General features: G+C 41.9%; 12 protein-coding genes. 7 read left to right on the top strand and 5 right to left on the bottom strand.

The window, feature by feature from the left end; translation table 11 throughout:
* Positions 1-55: 55 nt before the first annotated feature.
* The gene (locus HXT20_RS00140) at positions 56-2812 is read right to left on the bottom strand and encodes a phosphoenolpyruvate carboxylase (RefSeq protein WP_422114335.1); all 2757 of its coding nucleotides are present in this window, start codon (positions 2810-2812) and stop codon (positions 56-58) included.
* A gap of 193 nt (positions 2813-3005) precedes the next feature.
* Between HXT20_RS00140 and HXT20_RS00135 the strand changes: the two genes are divergently transcribed.
* The gene (locus tag HXT20_RS00135; protein WP_065189339.1) at positions 3006-4778 is read left to right on the top strand and encodes a threonine/serine ThrE exporter family protein; all 1773 of its coding nucleotides are present in this window, start codon (positions 3006-3008) and stop codon (positions 4776-4778) included.
* A gap of 134 nt (positions 4779-4912) precedes the next feature.
* On the opposite strand, the gene trpS is transcribed toward HXT20_RS00135, so the two are convergent.
* The gene (gene trpS, locus HXT20_RS00130; RefSeq protein WP_004116481.1) at positions 4913-6004 is read right to left on the bottom strand and encodes a tryptophan--tRNA ligase; all 1092 of its coding nucleotides are present in this window, start codon (positions 6002-6004) and stop codon (positions 4913-4915) included.
* Positions 6005-6160: 156 nt separating this feature from the next.
* Here trpS and HXT20_RS00125 point away from each other — a divergent pair, with 156 nt between their 5' ends.
* Positions 6161-6568 carry a DUF3073 domain-containing protein gene (locus HXT20_RS00125; protein WP_004113981.1) on the top strand — a complete coding sequence of 136 codons (408 nt, stop codon included), beginning with the start codon at positions 6161-6163 and terminating at the stop codon, positions 6566-6568.
* Positions 6569-6616: 48 nt separating this feature from the next.
* Here HXT20_RS00125 and HXT20_RS00120 read toward each other — a convergent pair whose 3' ends face one another.
* Positions 6617-7066 carry a sterol carrier family protein gene (locus HXT20_RS00120; RefSeq protein ID WP_004116474.1) on the bottom strand — a complete coding sequence of 150 codons (450 nt, stop codon included), beginning with the start codon at positions 7064-7066 and terminating at the stop codon, positions 6617-6619.
* Between the two features lie 265 nt (positions 7067-7331).
* Between HXT20_RS00120 and HXT20_RS00115 the strand changes: the two genes are divergently transcribed.
* The gene (locus HXT20_RS00115) at positions 7332-9815 is read left to right on the top strand and encodes a glycogen/starch/alpha-glucan phosphorylase (protein ID WP_004113991.1); all 2484 of its coding nucleotides are present in this window, start codon (positions 7332-7334) and stop codon (positions 9813-9815) included.
* 200 nt (positions 9816-10015) lie between these two features.
* On the opposite strand, the gene HXT20_RS00110 is transcribed toward HXT20_RS00115, so the two are convergent.
* A complete protein-coding gene (locus tag HXT20_RS00110; protein WP_004113993.1) occupies positions 10016-10228 on the bottom strand; it encodes a hypothetical protein in 213 nt (70 codons plus the stop codon).
* Between the two features lie 170 nt (positions 10229-10398).
* Between HXT20_RS00110 and HXT20_RS00105 the strand changes: the two genes are divergently transcribed.
* Both HXT20_RS00105 and HXT20_RS00100 read left to right on the top strand, forming a co-directional pair.
* Complete coding sequence (locus HXT20_RS00105; RefSeq protein ID WP_004116470.1) at positions 10399-11100, top strand: rhomboid family intramembrane serine protease; 702 nt, start codon at positions 10399-10401, stop codon at positions 11098-11100.
* 213 nt (positions 11101-11313) lie between these two features.
* Positions 11314-12621 (top strand): THUMP-like domain-containing protein, encoded by a 1308-nt coding sequence (locus HXT20_RS00100; RefSeq protein ID WP_174142978.1) that lies wholly within the window; start codon positions 11314-11316, stop codon positions 12619-12621.
* Positions 12622-12684: 63 nt separating this feature from the next.
* Here HXT20_RS00100 and crgA read toward each other — a convergent pair whose 3' ends face one another.
* On the bottom strand, positions 12685-13086 hold the full coding sequence (gene crgA / locus HXT20_RS00095; RefSeq protein ID WP_004113997.1) for a cell division protein CrgA: 402 nt from the start codon (positions 13084-13086) through the stop codon (positions 12685-12687).
* A 76-nt stretch (positions 13087-13162) separates the two neighbouring features.
* Here crgA and HXT20_RS00090 point away from each other — a divergent pair, with 76 nt between their 5' ends.
* Both HXT20_RS00090 and HXT20_RS00085 read left to right on the top strand, forming a co-directional pair.
* Positions 13163-13960, top strand: a complete 798-nt coding sequence (locus tag HXT20_RS00090) for a DUF881 domain-containing protein (protein ID WP_004113998.1) — start codon at positions 13163-13165, stop codon at positions 13958-13960.
* A gap of 9 nt (positions 13961-13969) precedes the next feature.
* Complete coding sequence (locus tag HXT20_RS00085) at positions 13970-15085, top strand: class E sortase (protein ID WP_004114002.1); 1116 nt, start codon at positions 13970-13972, stop codon at positions 15083-15085.
* Positions 15086-15291: the final 206 nt, after the last annotated feature.

Genomic DNA, 15291 nt, shown 5'->3' with positions numbered 1-15291 from the left:
CCCGTATTGCAATTCGCAAATACGAGAGCCTTCTTGATTCAGTAATTTATTAAAATCATCCAGTGTTTTGCAAGCCTGCAGCAACACCGGAAACAGTGCAGAGAATCAGGTAGATGAACTCTGCTTGCTGGCTTTCGCTCAATTCTTCCTTATCCACCTTGTTGCGAAGCTTATGCAAAGCAAGTGACTGAATTACAGAAAGCGCGTCCACGTAAGGCGAGCGCACGCGAATCGCTTGACCAAGCACATGACGATGTTGCAGCGGCCACTTGTCACCAACAATTTGCAAAACCCACTTGCGCGTAAGCTGCATTTCCGAAAGCACTTTATCGCTTAAATCTTCGCGATCTCCAAGGCTTAGATACATGCGAGCAATTCGCTCGTCTGTTTTAGCCAAAGACATCTCAATGTTGTCAATAAAAGTACTAAACAGCGGCCATTCTTCGTAAGCTCTGCGCAGAATTTCCAAATTGCCAAACTTTTCGCAAGCTGTACCCAAGCCGTACCACGCTGCCAAGTTGATTCGAGCTTGCGCCCAAGAGAAAACCCACGGGATTGTGCGCAAATCGTCCAAAGACTTTGCACCAAGACCGCGCTTTGCAGGGCGAGATCCGATTGGGAGCAAACCAATCTCACTAAGCGGAGTAACGGTTGAGAACCAAGGCGTAAAGTCATCTGTTTGAAGCAAATCAATAAAACGATTATGCGCTGCAACATCAAGCTTTTGAGCCATATCCGCATACTTATGAGTCATTTCCGTGTTGGTTTTCTCAACGCTTGGAGCAGATTGAAGCAAAGTTGCTGCAGCTACTGATTCCAAGTGACGAATGGCAAGAATTGGGTTTCCGTAGCGAGCAAAAATAACCTCACCTTGTTCAGTAAGCTTAAATCGGCAATTTACTGAACCAACTGGTTGAGCAAGAACAGCACGGTTTGCAGGACCACCGCCTCGTCCAACAGCTCCTCCTCTGCCGTGGAATAGTGTCAAATCAATGTCATGATCTTTAGCCCACTGTGCAATACGTTCTTGAGCAGAATGTAATGCAAGTGTTGCAGAAGTAGGACCTGCGTCTTTGGAAGAATCGGAGTAGCCGAGCATAACTTCCATCTTGCGACCAGTAGCCTTCAGTCTAGCCTGAACTTCTGGAATCTTAATGATTTCCTCAAGAACATTAACCGAATTCTGCAAATCTTCTAGCTGCTCAAAAAGTGGTATTACGTCAATTGTTGGAGCATCCTGTGGATGCGCAAACGCAAGGCGATTAAGCTCAAATACATCGCGAACATGCTGAGCAGACTTTGCAAACGAAATAATGTAACGGCGAGCCGCTCGCATTCCATTTCGCTTTTGAATTGCTCCAAGCGCGCGGAATGTGTCTAGAACTTCGCGAGTCATTGGCTGAAGCGGTCCACGCTCCCCGTGCAAACCATGTTCGCGAATATCTTCCAAAGCGCGCGAATGCACGAGCGAATGCTGACGGAACTCCATTTCCACCATGTGGAATCCAAAGGTTTGCGCCTGCCAGATCAAATCCTGCAATGGTCCATATGCTGCTCGAGCATCTCCAGCCTCAGCAAGCGAACGTTGCACTATCCGCAAATCTTCAATGAACTCTTCGCAAGAATGATACATCAAGTCTGTATTGCGGCTAATCGTGTGGTGTAGTCGATCTGCCATCACAAGCATAACGGCTCTATGCGGCTCGCTGTTAGATACGTCGGACGCGTTTTCAGTGAGCTGCTCGCTCATTTCCCTCTGGCGGTTCCAAAGTTCCAGCAGCTCAACGCTTGGAGGCGTTGTGCGTGTTTCCATAGTCAGGCATTTGCCAACTTCGCGCGTGCGTTCTTCCAGCGCTTTCAAAACGTGGTTGCTAAACTTGCTCGCAACCTGCCTACTTACCTTTGCTGTAACGTTTGGATTTCCGTCTCTATCGGATCCAATCCAGCTTCCTGGGTGGAAGAATGCTGGGCATCGCGGTGGCACTAATCCAGCTTTTTTGCCCAAAAGCCAATCGTCAAATCTGCGATAAACCAACGGAATTGTGTTGAATAATGTTGCGTCGAATATATCGAGTATTGTGTCTGCTTCTTCAACTGGTGTTGGTTTTTTAAGAGCAATAGGCGAGGTGCGGAGCAATGCGTCTATCTCGTTGTATAGACGCCTGTAGTTTTCGCGCTTGTCTGATCCTCCTAGCCTATTGTGTTTGCTTAGAAGCTTTGATATTCTGCGGATTTTACCAGCTACAGCTTTTCGTCTCGCTTCGGTTGGATGCGCTGTGAAAACTGGATGGAATTCAAGTTTATTTAGCAGTTCCTTAGCTTGCGCAGGGCTCATTTCCGTGAGCAACTTGTGGTATGCGCATGTTAGCTCGTTAACTGGGTCTACGGGATTAGATTCTTCTACTTCGCATTCGCGTTGGTGCAGCACGGAGACCCTGTAGTTTTCTTCGCACAGGTTTGCTAAGTGGAAGTATGTAGCAAACGCACGCGCAAGAAGCTGCATATCTGGCAAATCCATGCCGTTGATTTTTTCTACAGCTTTGTTTAGCCCGTCGTCTTCTGTTCCTTGTGCATCAACCATTTGTGCGAAGTGTGCTGTGCTTGCGTTTACTGCGTTTAATCGCACTTCGTCGAATACGGTTAATAGTTTTTCATCAAATTCGCCTAATACATCGCGCAGAATATGTAAGCATAAATCCATGTCTTGCTTAAGCGATGCTGGCAGTTCGCGCTCTTCAGGTCCTTTTCTTCCTAGTCCAGACGTAACTATTGTTGCGTCTGCTGGAGTAACCTGTTGATTTTGAGTTGTCATCAGACCTCCTTGTGCTAGTCATAAGGTTGCTTGGTCATTTGACTTCCGCGGCTCCTCCGCGGTTATTTAGGTCAAAAGTTGCAAGCCCACAGCCTTTGTTCCCAGCGAGATTCCAAAATAATTGTGAACCGACCTTAGGACTGATTTTTTCTATAAATTTCTTATAGGCTACGCGCTGCGTATACTAAAAATTGTGAGCATAGAAGAGAATAACGCTGATAGTAATTCAAACAGTAATATAGGCAATACTCCACAAATACTTTCGACTGGTCATATAGTAGGAAAGCCTTCTGGGCGCTTTCAAACGCACGCGATTCCGCTAGATATGGAAGATGTTGAGCGCGATTGGGATAAACCAGTTACGGAAGCTGGGATTGCAGCAAAATCCAGCATTATTATTCGAGTTGGCGCTTTAGGTTTAGGCGCAGGAACTGGAAGCTACCGCGTTCGCGAGCTTATGCACCGCGTTGGCGAACCTATGGGTGTAAATGTTCGTGCAGACGTTAATTTAACCGATATTGAGGCTACTTGCACAGATAAGCATGAGCGCATTACCGAAGTTGTTGATCTGCCTACTACTGGCGTAAATACGGAGAGAATTTGGCTTCTCGAACATTTTGCAGATTGGTTTAACGTTAAACTTGGAAATGATTCCTTATATCATTCAAAGGCAGCTGTTTCTAAGGAGTTGGTGGACACTCTTCAAGCTAGCAGCAATGAGAATGCGATTGTTCAAACAGCTAAGCAGTCGGAGGAGCACGCTGCAAAAGTCGAAGAAAAAATGGCAATTCAAGAGGCGATTCGCAAAGAAAAACCTCGCGGGATTTTTGCGCTTCAACCAGAAAGAACGTATGCTGAGCATTTTTCTCACGTTCAAAATGTCAAAAATGTTCAAAATTCTCAAAATAATTTGAATTTAGATCTTAAAAACAATTCCGCCGCTTTATCTAATCAAAATCCCGCTTGCGATTCTTCCGCGCCGCTTACTGTTCGTCAAGTTCACGACCGTCTCGATTTAATTAAAAATCGTAAGCCTCTTTATAAGCCTTGGTTTGCAGGTCTTGCGTCTGCTGTGGCGTGCGCGTCCTTCGCATTTTTGCTCGGCGGCGGCGCTTACGATATGCTTGGTGCTTTTATTGGAGCTGGCATTGGTCATTATGTTAGAAGACGCATGTTTATGCATCATCTAAACCAATTTGTTGTAACGTTTATTGCTGTTGCTGTTGGCGCTTTGAGTTGCATTGCTTCTCTTCGACTTGTTGGATGTTTTGATCCTGCTGCCTTACACCACAATACAGCTTATATCGGTTCTGTTTTGTTTGTAATTCCAGGTTTTCCTCTTATTACAGGCGGCTTAGATATTGCTAAGATTGATTTTCCTTCTGGCATTCAGCGACTTTGCTACACAATGGCGATTATTCTAATGGGTACTCTTGCTGGCTGGATGGTTGCAAGCCTTGTTCAACTTAATCCCCAAGGCTTTACTCCACTGGGCTTAAATCCTTGGCTTAATGCTGTTCTTAGAATGATTACAGCGTTTGCAGGCGTGTGGGGATTCTCCGTTCTGTTTAATTCTCCTCAAAGAATGTGTTTCGTTGCTGGAATAATCGGCGCGATTACCGATACTTTGCGCTTAACTATGGCTGATTTTGGTATTGCTGCAGAAATCGCAGCATTTACTGGCGCTTTGCTTGCTGGTCTTTTGGCTTCCGCTTGGCGATCTGTAGTTCATAGAGGTTGGGCGCCTCAATATTTGGGCTATCCGCGTATTGGTCTTACTGTTCCATCTATTGTGATTATGGTTCCTGGACTTTATATGTATCGTGCAATGTTTTATCTTGGACAGTTTAATACTCTTCCTGCTTTAGATTGGACTTTCCGCGCTTTTATGGTGATTATTTGCTTGCCATTAGGACTTGCTGTTGCGCGAGTTATAACAGATAAAAGCTGGCGATACGACATTTAGTTATATCGAAAATAAAAAGATAAAACGAATAGTATAAACCTAAACAAAAACGCCCAGCGACTACTGGGCGTTTTATTTGTATGCAATCAAGCAAGAATTAATCAGATTTAATTATTGCTAATCAACATTGTTAATCAATACTTCATGTTCATTGCTTCGCGTACTTGATCAAGTGTTTCTTGCGCAATCGCAGCAGCTCTTGCATTTCCATCGTGCAAAATATCTCTCACAGCGTCCATATCTTTTGCCAATTCCGCACGACGCTCGCGGTGTGGAGCAAGGAAGTTGTTTACAGATTCAATAACGTACGCTTTTAGTGCTCCTGCACCTGCGTCACCAATTTCTTGCGCAATATCTTTTGGATCTCTGCCAGTAACCAATCCAGCAGTAGTCAAAAGAGCAGAAACCTGTGGGCGAGCCACTGGGTCGAATGTAATTGTGCGCTCAGAATCAGTTGGGCTTTTCTTAATCAGCTTCGCTGTGTCTTCTGCGGTTGCGCCTAGCATAATCGAGTTTCCGTAAGACTTGCTCATTTTGCGTCCGTCTAATCCTGGGATTTCTGGCGTATCCGAAAGAATCGCAGCTGGCTCTGGGAAAACAGGATTCTTCTTTGCATAACGCTCGTTAAATCTGCGAGCAATCGTACGCGTAATCTCAATGTGTGGCAAATTATCTTTTCCAATTGGCACAACATTTGCTTTGCAGAACAAAATATCGCAAGCTTGATGCACTGGGTACGTAAGCAAAAGTCCTGTTAAAGCATGACCCGAAGCCTCCATTTCTGCTTTAACAGTAGGATTTCTATGCAATTCGGCTTCTGTAACTAAAGACAAAAATGGCAGCATAAGCTGATTTTCTGCAGGAACAGCGGAGTGTGTAAAAATCATTGTTTTCTTAGGATCAATTCCAGCAGCCATATAATCAAGAACAAGATTTAGTACATTATCTTCTACGTGTTCAACAGTGTCTCTATCTGTAATCACCTGATAGTCTGCAATAATCACGTTTGTGTTTACGCCAAGATTTTGCATTGCGACACGCTCACGTATCGAACCGAAGTAGTGTCCTAAATGAAGTCTTCCTGTTGGTCTATCTCCTGTAAGCATAGTAAAGGAGCTAGGATTTGCTTTTAGCTTCTCAAGCGTTGCGTCTGAACGTTTTTGAGCTGCTACAAAGCTTGCACTTATTTCATTTCCAGCAGCCGTAACTTGTGCTTCTTCTGACATTTCTAACTCCTTACGCACGCGATTTTTCTTGCGATTTTTAAGCCTAAAAATATGGCTTTTATCGTAAAAGTCCACTCAGACAATATACTCGGTTGCGGCACAGTGGTACGCTCTTGTGTGATGAATTGATTGTTTCGGTAAATTAGAGGGGGTCAGATGGGCCGCGGACGACAGAAGGCAAAGCAACAGAAAATTGCCCGTAAGCTCAAATACCTGACGACCGATACGGATTATGACGAGCTTGCTAAGGAGCTTAATACTCACGAGCCTGGTCAGGGATCCTTCGATCCGTTTGAATCTGATAATTATGATGAATCTAAAGATTATCTTGATAAGGAAGAAGATTCGTCTGATTTTGCTGATGATAGCGATTCTAAAGACGCTAATGAAGAGCAAGACTCGTGCGATTCTGTTCCTTGCAACGATGACGATTTAGACGATTACGCTAAGTGGGCTGCTGAAGCAGCTGCGTCTGCAGCTAATAAAGATAAATCGTCCGGCAATTCTGGCACGGTCCACCACCATATTCCTATGCCTATGCCGAATTTTATGCATAAGAAGTAATTTAAAAATAATAAACAAGTAATTGTTGAATTAAATTGTTGAATTAAATTATTCTCGTGCAAGAGATTTTGTGAGTTCGGGCAGCAGATTGCTTAGGTTATCTCGCTCTCCAATTGCACTTATATTGCCAATTTGCTGCTCGTAATTCCATTTTGTTATTCCACAGGAAAGCCGCAACCAAACATCTGGGTCTAGTTCTATAACATCAGGCGGCGTTAGATTGTGTGGATCTGATTGTGGACCTTCTAGGATTTTTATAGCTCCCCAGGGCGCTACTCTTACCTCTACAGCAAATCCAGGCGCTATTGATTCCAAAACATAAAGAGAATACCTAACAGCCATTGCTTCATCATCTCTACTAACTTCAAGAATTTTGCTGTTAATACATGTGAAATTTTCCTTATCTTGCAAAGATTTCACATACGCCTTCGCCTTATTTTCCCATAATTTAAATGATTCTTTAGCGCGATTTATATCTTTTTCTCTTATAACTGTCATATTTGAATTATCTCATGAATTACATGACTATTGTTTGTGATTTTGGTAGCGTTTTATCAAAGTCTGATAAAAGTTTAATAAAAGTCATATTGTGAATAATTCTTAATAAGTGTTTGGGGTTGTGATATCATCAACAATGAAAACGTGTGCATTGCCGCGTACCGTCTTGTTAAGTGCAATTTGGCGCGGCTACAACCAACATAATCAAGGGTTGCTATTCGCACATTTTAGGTAAATATATTATTCACGGCACAAGGAGTCAAATATGACTAAACACGTCGCGCCGAAAGCCAAGACAACTGCGGCGACATTTGCCAAAGAACTTCAAGAACATCTGAAGTACACTCAAGGTGTCACGCCAGAACAGGCCACTACGGCTGATGTGTATGTTGCCGCTGCTACCGCGGTCCGTCGCCACTTGATGGACTCTTGGATGCAGACCCAGCATGACATGATTAACGGCAACACCAAGGCTGTGGGCTATTTGAGCGCAGAGTTCTTGATGGGCAAGCAGCTTGAGAACGCTTTGCTTAACGCTGGTCTTACTGACCAGTTCAACAAGGCTGTAACTAAGCTTGGTTTCGATCCAAAAGCTGTTATCGATGCTGAGTATGAGCCAGGTTTAGGTAACGGCGGTTTGGGTCGTCTCGCAGCCTGCTTCATCGATTCGCTCGCCTCTATCGGCGTGCCAGCATTTGGCTACGGCATCCAGTATCGTTACGGAATTTTTAAGCAGCGCTTCGACGAAGATGGTAAGCAGGTAGAAACCCCTGATTACTGGCTTAGCAACGAAGAGCCATGGGGTCACATCGATTACGGTCGAGATCAGCGCGTTAACTTCGGCGGCGAAGTTGTTGAAGAAAACGGTAAGCGCGTTTGGAAACCAGCTTGGTCTGTTCGCGCAGTTCCAGTTGATTACATGGTTCCAGGATACAACTCTGGTCGCGTAAACACTCTTCGCTTGTGGACTGCAAAGTCTTACGACGAATTTGATTTGCTCACCTTCAACAAGTCTGAGTACTTGGATGCTGTTAAGCCACAGGTTGCAGCAGAAAACATTTCTAAGATTCTTTACCCAGAAGATTCCACTCCAGAAGGCAAGGCTTTGCGTCTTGAGCAGCAGTACTTCTTCGTAGCTGCTTCTATTCATGATGCTATCCGCGTATTCTATCCAGGTCAGGATAAGCCGGATCTCACCACCTTCCCAAGCAAAATCAACTTCCAGTTGAACGATACTCACCCAGTTATCGGTATTCCAGAGCTTATGCGCGTTCTTATGGACGAGTACGGCTACGATTGGAACACCGCTTGGGGCATTACCACCAAGACCTTCAACTACACTTGCCACACGCTTCTTCCAGAAGCTTTGGAAGTTTGGCCAGCAAAGCTTATTGGCGAACTTTTGCCACGCCACCTTGAGATTATTCAGGGTATCAGCGAGCAGTTCCGCAATGAGCTTCGCGGTAAAGGCGTTGCTGAGGATCAGGTTGAGCGCATGCGTATCGCTACCGACGCTGACGAAAATGGCGAAGGTGCTGTAGTTCGCATGGCTTACTTGGCTACTTACGGTGGTTCTTATGTTAACGGTGTTGCTGAGCTTCACTCTGAGTTGTTGAAGGATGTCACTTTGAAGGACTTCTCCAGCGTTTACCCAGATAAGTTCAAGAACGTTACTAACGGCGTAACTCCTCGTCGCTTCGTGCGCTTGAGCAACCCACGCATGTCTGCCCTTATTACTGAGGGCTTGGGCACCGACGCATGGCAGGGTGATTTGGAGCTTCTTGAAGGTTTGAAGCCATTGGCTGACGATCCAGCATTCGTTAAGAAGTTTGCTGAAGTTAAGAAGCAGAACAAGCTTGCCTTTGTTGATTTTGCAAAGCACAAGTATGGCTTTGAAATCAACCCAGATACTATGTTTAACACCATTGTTAAGCGTTTGCACGAGTACAAGCGCCAGTCCATGAAGATCCTCCAGGTTATCTCCACATACGCTGGAATCAAGAATGGCACAATCGACGTAGACAAGATGCTTCCACGCACCGTGTTCTTCGGCGCTAAGTCCGCTCCAGGCTATGCTATGGCAAAGCTTACGATTCAGCTCATTAACAATGTTGCTCGCGTTGTGAACAACGATCCAGCATGCAAGGGCAAGCTCGCAGTGTTCTTCCCAGAGAACTACAACATTGAACTTGCTATGAACTTGATTCCTGCAACCGATTTGGATGAGCAGATTTCTCAGGCCGGTAAGGAAGCTTCCGGTACTGGTAACATGAAGTTCGCTTTGAACGGTGCTTTGACTGTTGGTACTCTCGACGGTGCAAACGTTGAGATTCGTGAACGCGTTGGCGCTGAGAACTTCTTCCTCTTTGGTATGACTGTTGACGAGGTTGAGAAGCTCTATGCTGAAGGCTACGATCACGGCGACTCCCGCAAGTACTACGAGTCTGATCCTCGATTGAAGACTGCTGTAGACATGGTTGCTGACGGCACATTCTCCAATGGTGACAAGAGCGCGTATGAGCCACTCGTTAATGATTGGCTTACTCACGATTACTTCATGGCAATGGCTGACTTTAGCTCTTACATGGATATTCAAGCTCAAATTGAGGAAACTTACCGCGATCCTATGAAGTGGGCTCGCATGGCAGTTTTGAACGTAGCCAACTCTGGTTACTTCTCTTCTGATCGCTCTATCGAAGATTACCTCGATCGCATTTGGCACACTGGCGCTCTTCCAACTGCTGAATAATTATGTAAAAGCATTTTAAAAATTGCTTTAATAAAAAAGGCTGTGACTAGCGTTTGTTGGTCACAGCCTTTTTTATTTATAAAAATAATTAAAAATAAATATCAAAATAAAAAAAAATAAGGTGTGAAACTATGCACTATAAGTGCAGAACTTCACACCTTATATAGCTAAAAATCTGAGTATAAGAATTTTAATTCTATCTAAGCCTCAACTGGCTTAGCTACTTCAGATTCTTCCTTATCTGTTTTTTCAGCACCTAAATCGATTGGTGAAGAGCTGTTCTCCCATGGCTGCTCCCATGGATCATAATCAGGATTATGCTGCTTGTATACATACAATGCTGCAATACCTGCGAGCAGTGCTCCAAAGAGCAGTGCAAAGAACTTCCAACCGCCAGAGGACCTGTTCTCCATGATGGCTCCTTTCGTCAAGCTGACCTGCTCGTCCAAGTCAACAATTTATATCGAGTTTCACTCGCGTACTCACTATCATAGTGATTTTTTTCAATACTCGCATCTTTTTTATCATATAGATTGGTTACAAATATTTAAACTTTGTGTATGCGATTAGATAATGTTATTTTATGAACAATTTTGATGTAAAAAATATTATTAGGCGTTTTAAGATTAATTGCAAAAGCGCTACATATTCACTCATTTATATTTGTGTGTTTGTTTGGCTTGTTGAAATTATTCTTCATACTTTTTCGCCAAACTTGTATCAAGTACTTATTGAGAATACAGCATTTTCTCCATTTTTGATTAAAAAATCTATTTGGACTTGGTTTACATCTATGTTTGTTCATTCTCCTGGATTTAGCCACATATTTTTCAACATGCTCTGCTTATATTCTCTCGGAATAGAATTAGAGAAATTCTTTGGCAGGTGGAAGTTCTTCTTCCTATATGCCATTTCAGGACTAGGAGGATGCGTTGCAACCCTACTTTACTGCAGAATGACGGGAAACTGGTTCTTGTCGGCTTATGGTGCATCAGGTGCAATTATGGGGCTTATAGGGGCACTTCTTGTAGCTCAATGGAGACTCGGTGAAAATACTCGAGGAACTTTGATATGGATTGCTTTAACTCTAGCTATGCCTATTATTATTCCAAATATTGCTTGGCAGGCTCATGTTGGTGGTCTTATCACTGGAACAATTTTGGCTACTTTGCTTGGAGTTAATAATCCGATTCTTAAAAAAGCATCTTTTAATGAGCGTTTTGCTATATATTCTTTACTGATTCTTATTGTGCTCCTATCTATTTGCATGTTATGCATATGCTAATCAACTTTAAATTACACGTATGTAGTTCTCCACAATTGTGGACACAAAAGTGGATAACTTGGGTATAACATGGGAATATCTGCTCATGTTATCCACAATGTTGTACACAAACGTTGATAACTCAGTCTTTTAAAACCTGTTAACAAGTGCATAAAAGTTATCCACATTTTTTATAAATTGTGATTTTCTCCAATCTTAATAAGAAATAAAATTATGCAATCTAAATTCAATCATCCAAAACATCTAGATCCACAAAGCCAAGAAACACTTGATTTTATTAAGGAAAATCAAGCTGCTAACCCTAAAGATGCTGCTTTAAAAGCATCTAATAATCCCAAAATCAATGTTTTATTTGCCGTTAATCAAATAAGCGGAAAACAGATTGCAAAAACAAAACTGCCTAATTGGTATATGAATAAACAAGTAATATATCCATCTCACATTTCGATGGAACAATGTTCATCGCAAGCAACCGCACAATATAAGGCGCAGATAGTTCATAATCTTATAAAAGATAATAACTTAAACAAGTCTAACACTACACTAATTGATTTAACTGGCGGATTTGGCGTAGATTGCGCAATAATGAGCAAAGAATTCAGTGAATCTATTTGCGCAGAAAAACAAGAAGAATTATCTGCTATTAGCCAGCACAATATGATTGTAATGGGATTAAAAAATGTTCATTGCGTAAATTGCACAAGCTCTGAAGTATTAAATAACGTAAATTCAGCTACCATTATTTACATTGATCCCGCAAGACGCGACAAAAAAGGATCTAGAACATACGCTATAGAAGATTGCACTCCGAATGTTATAAACCTAAAGTCACAGATGCTAGATGCTTCAAAATTTGTGATTATAAAACTATCCCCAATGCTTGATTGGAGAAAAGCTATATGTGATTTTAACGGAAACGTTAGTCAGGTACACATAATTTCTCACAACAATGAATGCAAAGAATTACTTTTAGTATTGGACGCAAATTTACATAACATTATTGAGATTCATTGCGTTAACAATGAAAATATTACTGTTTTTTGCGCAAAATATGATTCGTCTTTACACAAGGTTGAAGAATCTTACGAGATTTCAAATAATGTCACAAATGTTATGGAAAATTGGAGAAATTTAGCTAAATATGTTTATGAGCCAAACGCATCTATTATGAAAGCAGGATGTTTCAATCTCTTAATACAAAAATATGGTGTTTATCAAATCGCAAGCAACAGCCACATTTTTATTTCAGAAAATTGTAACTCTGATTTTCCTGGAAAAATTTGGAAAATAGAAGGAGTCTGCAGCATGAATAAAAAAGAAATCAAGCAAATTATTTCAGACTTAGAGTACGCGAATATAGCCACGTACAATTTTCCAATTAGTGTTAATGATTTGAAGAAAAAACTTAAATTAAAAGATGGTGGTACAACTAGAATTCTGGCTACTACGGATAGTAAAAACCAGCACGTAATTATTAGAGCAAGTCAAGTAACAGATAAACAGATAATATACAATAAATAAATTAATGGCTGCGCACTCATGCACGCAGCCATTAATCAAGATTTAAAAAGTTCTATTAACTTTTTATCTCCAGCACATTGTCATTAAGAATCCAGCCATAACCAAGCATGCTGCAATCAAAAGATTAAATGCTCCAATTCCAGGAATTGGTAGAGAAGGATTCAGGTAGTAAACAACCGCCCAGAACAAACCAACAATCATAAGCGTGCAGAAAAGCGGAACAAACCAACCAGCATTAGCCTTTGTTCCTTTAATTGACTCTTCAACTCTACGAGTATTTTCTTCTTGACGCTTCATCATTCGCTGTATCTGCGGAGACAAAGAATCTTTGTCCGCAGTCGCATTCAGCACAGCTTCAACCTGCTCCATAGGCACGCCATACAAATCTTCTTTAGAAGATTCTTTTGCTTCGCCAGCATCGGCAGATGAAGCAGCATTCAATGTGTTTAATTCTTCGTCAGCCATAACAGTAACTCTCCAATCAATCGGCTACACGCTATAATAATAGTTACACTCGAACGCAATAAGAAGACTGGATGCTATGGCTAGACAAACAGGTAAACACAGCGCTAAAAAATCGCTGTTGGGAAGCATTGCTGTGGCATTAGCTATCTCTTTTACAGGATATTTATTTATTACTAACTTGCGTATTAATCGTACAGCGTTTGTTACATCAGACACCGGTCAGATGGTAGAAAGAAATTCTCAAAGAGCAAAAAGCTTAAGAGAAGATGTTAAAGAGCTAGATTCACAGGTAAATCTTCTAAACAAAACTTTAACGAATAATACAAATGATGCAGATTCTTCCGACGACACTGGTGCTAGCACAATACTCCCAGCAATACAGGGACCTGGAATTAGTGTTACACTAAACGATTCACCACTGTGGAAAACAGCCGTAAACGGGTCTGGAAGCTCCGCAAACATAAATGACTACGTAATACACCAACAAGACATAGAAGCGGTGGTAAATGCCCTTTGGAGAGGTGGAGCAGAGGCAATAACAATCCAAGACCAACGCATACTATTCAATTCTGCTGTTGTTTGTATCGGAAATGTGCTTATGCTACAAGGTCATCAGTACTCGCCACCGTATAGAATATCTGCTATTGGCTCAATCGAAGACATGGTAGATGCGCTGGATGACTCTCCAGCAATTCGAACATATAAAGACTATGTCAGCGGTTTTGGGTTGGGATGGAAAGTGGAAAAAAAGAGTAATCTAAAATTCGCAGAATCTTCTGCACTTTTACAGCCGCTACGATATGCTTCGGTTCCAAAAGATGCCGATTTTATTAGTAGTAATATTTCGCCACAACACCATTCCAACAGGCAATAAAGGAGTAACATGAAGCGTTCTAACAATATGCACGAACGTAGCGAAACTAAACACGGCAAAACCAGTATTATCTGGCAAGCAGTTGGTGTTGTAGGAGAACTTCTTATTTCTTTCGCTGTTATTTGTGCACTGTATATTGTCTGGCAGATGTGGTGGACGGGTGCACAAGCTGAACATATACAAGTTGAAACACGTCAATCTGTTTCTTGGACAAACCCTGCTGCTGGTCCTAAAACAAAAATTGCTCTTCCTCAAGTAGACAATCCTCCTAAATTACAGGGCGTCAAACACGGAGATCTTCTAGCGCGAATCTATATTCCACGCTTCGGTGATCAATGGGAGCGTAATGTTATTGAAGGTGTAGATATGGAGATACTTAATCGTCGAGGATTAGGTCATTATCCTAAAACTGAGTTGCCTGGAGAAATCGGAAACATTACAATTATTGGTCACCGCAATGGTTATGGTCAGCCTCTTGCGGATGTTGATAGGTTCCAAAAGGGAGATTCTATTATTCTTCGAACTAAAGATTATTGGTTCGTTTACAAATACATTACTCACAAGATTGTTAGACCAGAACAGGTTGAGGTTCTTGACCCAGATCCAATAAACCATAGTAAAGAGCCAAAGAAACGCATGATCACCATTATTACATGCGAACCTAAGTTCTCTACACCTAAGTTCCGCTTTGTTAGCTTTGGAGAGCTTGACTATTGGGCTAAAGTTTCTGACGGTATTCCAAAAGAGCTTTCTACTTTAGATGAAAACGGAAAAGTTAAGTTTGTTAATAACGAGCAACAATCTTTGATCTCTCATCTCGATTCGCTTGTTCCGCTTATGATTGGCGCGCTGATAGTTTATTTGATTATCTTTGCTGCTGGAGCTATTGCATGGCAGTGGCCATTAAGACGCGAGATTAAAGCAGGTCTAAAGCCAAAGCCTGAATTCAGCATCTTTGGCGGACTCATGAGGCTACAGCCTGGAATTCTTCCAGTGAGATTAATTCTCTCCTTAATTATCTACCTAATATGCATTATGATACTTATGCAATGGGTATACCCGTTTGTTTCGGCAAATATACCATTCTTAAGAGAAATGTCTGCATACACAGCAACGCCTTACTAAAGGGTAAGTAGATAATAAGTAAGTAGATAAGATTAATAAATAATAAAAATCAGGGTTAGGATGATTTCTTAACCCTGATTTTTTCGTATAAGATTAGATAATCTACTTTTGGTTTATGTACAAGAACTAACTAAAACACGTGGACATTAAGCATGCACTTAATTAACATATGCATTTAATTAATATAAAAAGCCAGTAAGCTTATT

It is taken from the genome of Gardnerella sp. DNF00109, from assembly GCF_049262845.1.
Classification (GTDB): Bacteria; Actinomycetota; Actinomycetes; order Actinomycetales; family Bifidobacteriaceae; genus Bifidobacterium; species Bifidobacterium vaginale.
The sequence above is the reverse complement of the archived record's forward strand: the minus strand, read 5'-3'. Positions and strand labels throughout refer to the sequence as shown.

Bases quoted from the DNA above. Each gene is read 5' to 3' on its own strand.
- HXT20_RS00140 (WP_422114335.1), bottom strand. From the start codon at position 2,812: ATGACAACTCAAAATCAACAGGTTACTCCAGCAGACGCAACAATAGTT.
- trpS (WP_004116481.1), bottom strand. From the start codon at position 6,004: ATGTCAGAAGAAGCACAAGTTACGGCTGCTGGAAATGAAATAAGTGCA.
- HXT20_RS00125 (WP_004113981.1), top strand. From the start codon at position 6,161: ATGGGCCGCGGACGACAGAAGGCAAAGCAACAGAAAATTGCCCGTAAG.
- HXT20_RS00120 (WP_004116474.1), bottom strand. From the start codon at position 7,066: ATGACAGTTATAAGAGAAAAAGATATAAATCGCGCTAAAGAATCATTT.
- HXT20_RS00115 (WP_004113991.1), top strand. From the start codon at position 7,332: ATGACTAAACACGTCGCGCCGAAAGCCAAGACAACTGCGGCGACATTT.
- HXT20_RS00110 (WP_004113993.1), bottom strand. From the start codon at position 10,228: ATGGAGAACAGGTCCTCTGGCGGTTGGAAGTTCTTTGCACTGCTCTTT.
- HXT20_RS00105 (WP_004116470.1), top strand. From the start codon at position 10,399: ATGAACAATTTTGATGTAAAAAATATTATTAGGCGTTTTAAGATTAAT.
- HXT20_RS00100 (WP_174142978.1), top strand. From the start codon at position 11,314: ATGCAATCTAAATTCAATCATCCAAAACATCTAGATCCACAAAGCCAA.
- crgA (WP_004113997.1), bottom strand. From the start codon at position 13,086: ATGGCTGACGAAGAATTAAACACATTGAATGCTGCTTCATCTGCCGAT.
- HXT20_RS00090 (WP_004113998.1), top strand. From the start codon at position 13,163: ATGGCTAGACAAACAGGTAAACACAGCGCTAAAAAATCGCTGTTGGGA.
- HXT20_RS00085 (WP_004114002.1), top strand. From the start codon at position 13,970: ATGAAGCGTTCTAACAATATGCACGAACGTAGCGAAACTAAACACGGC.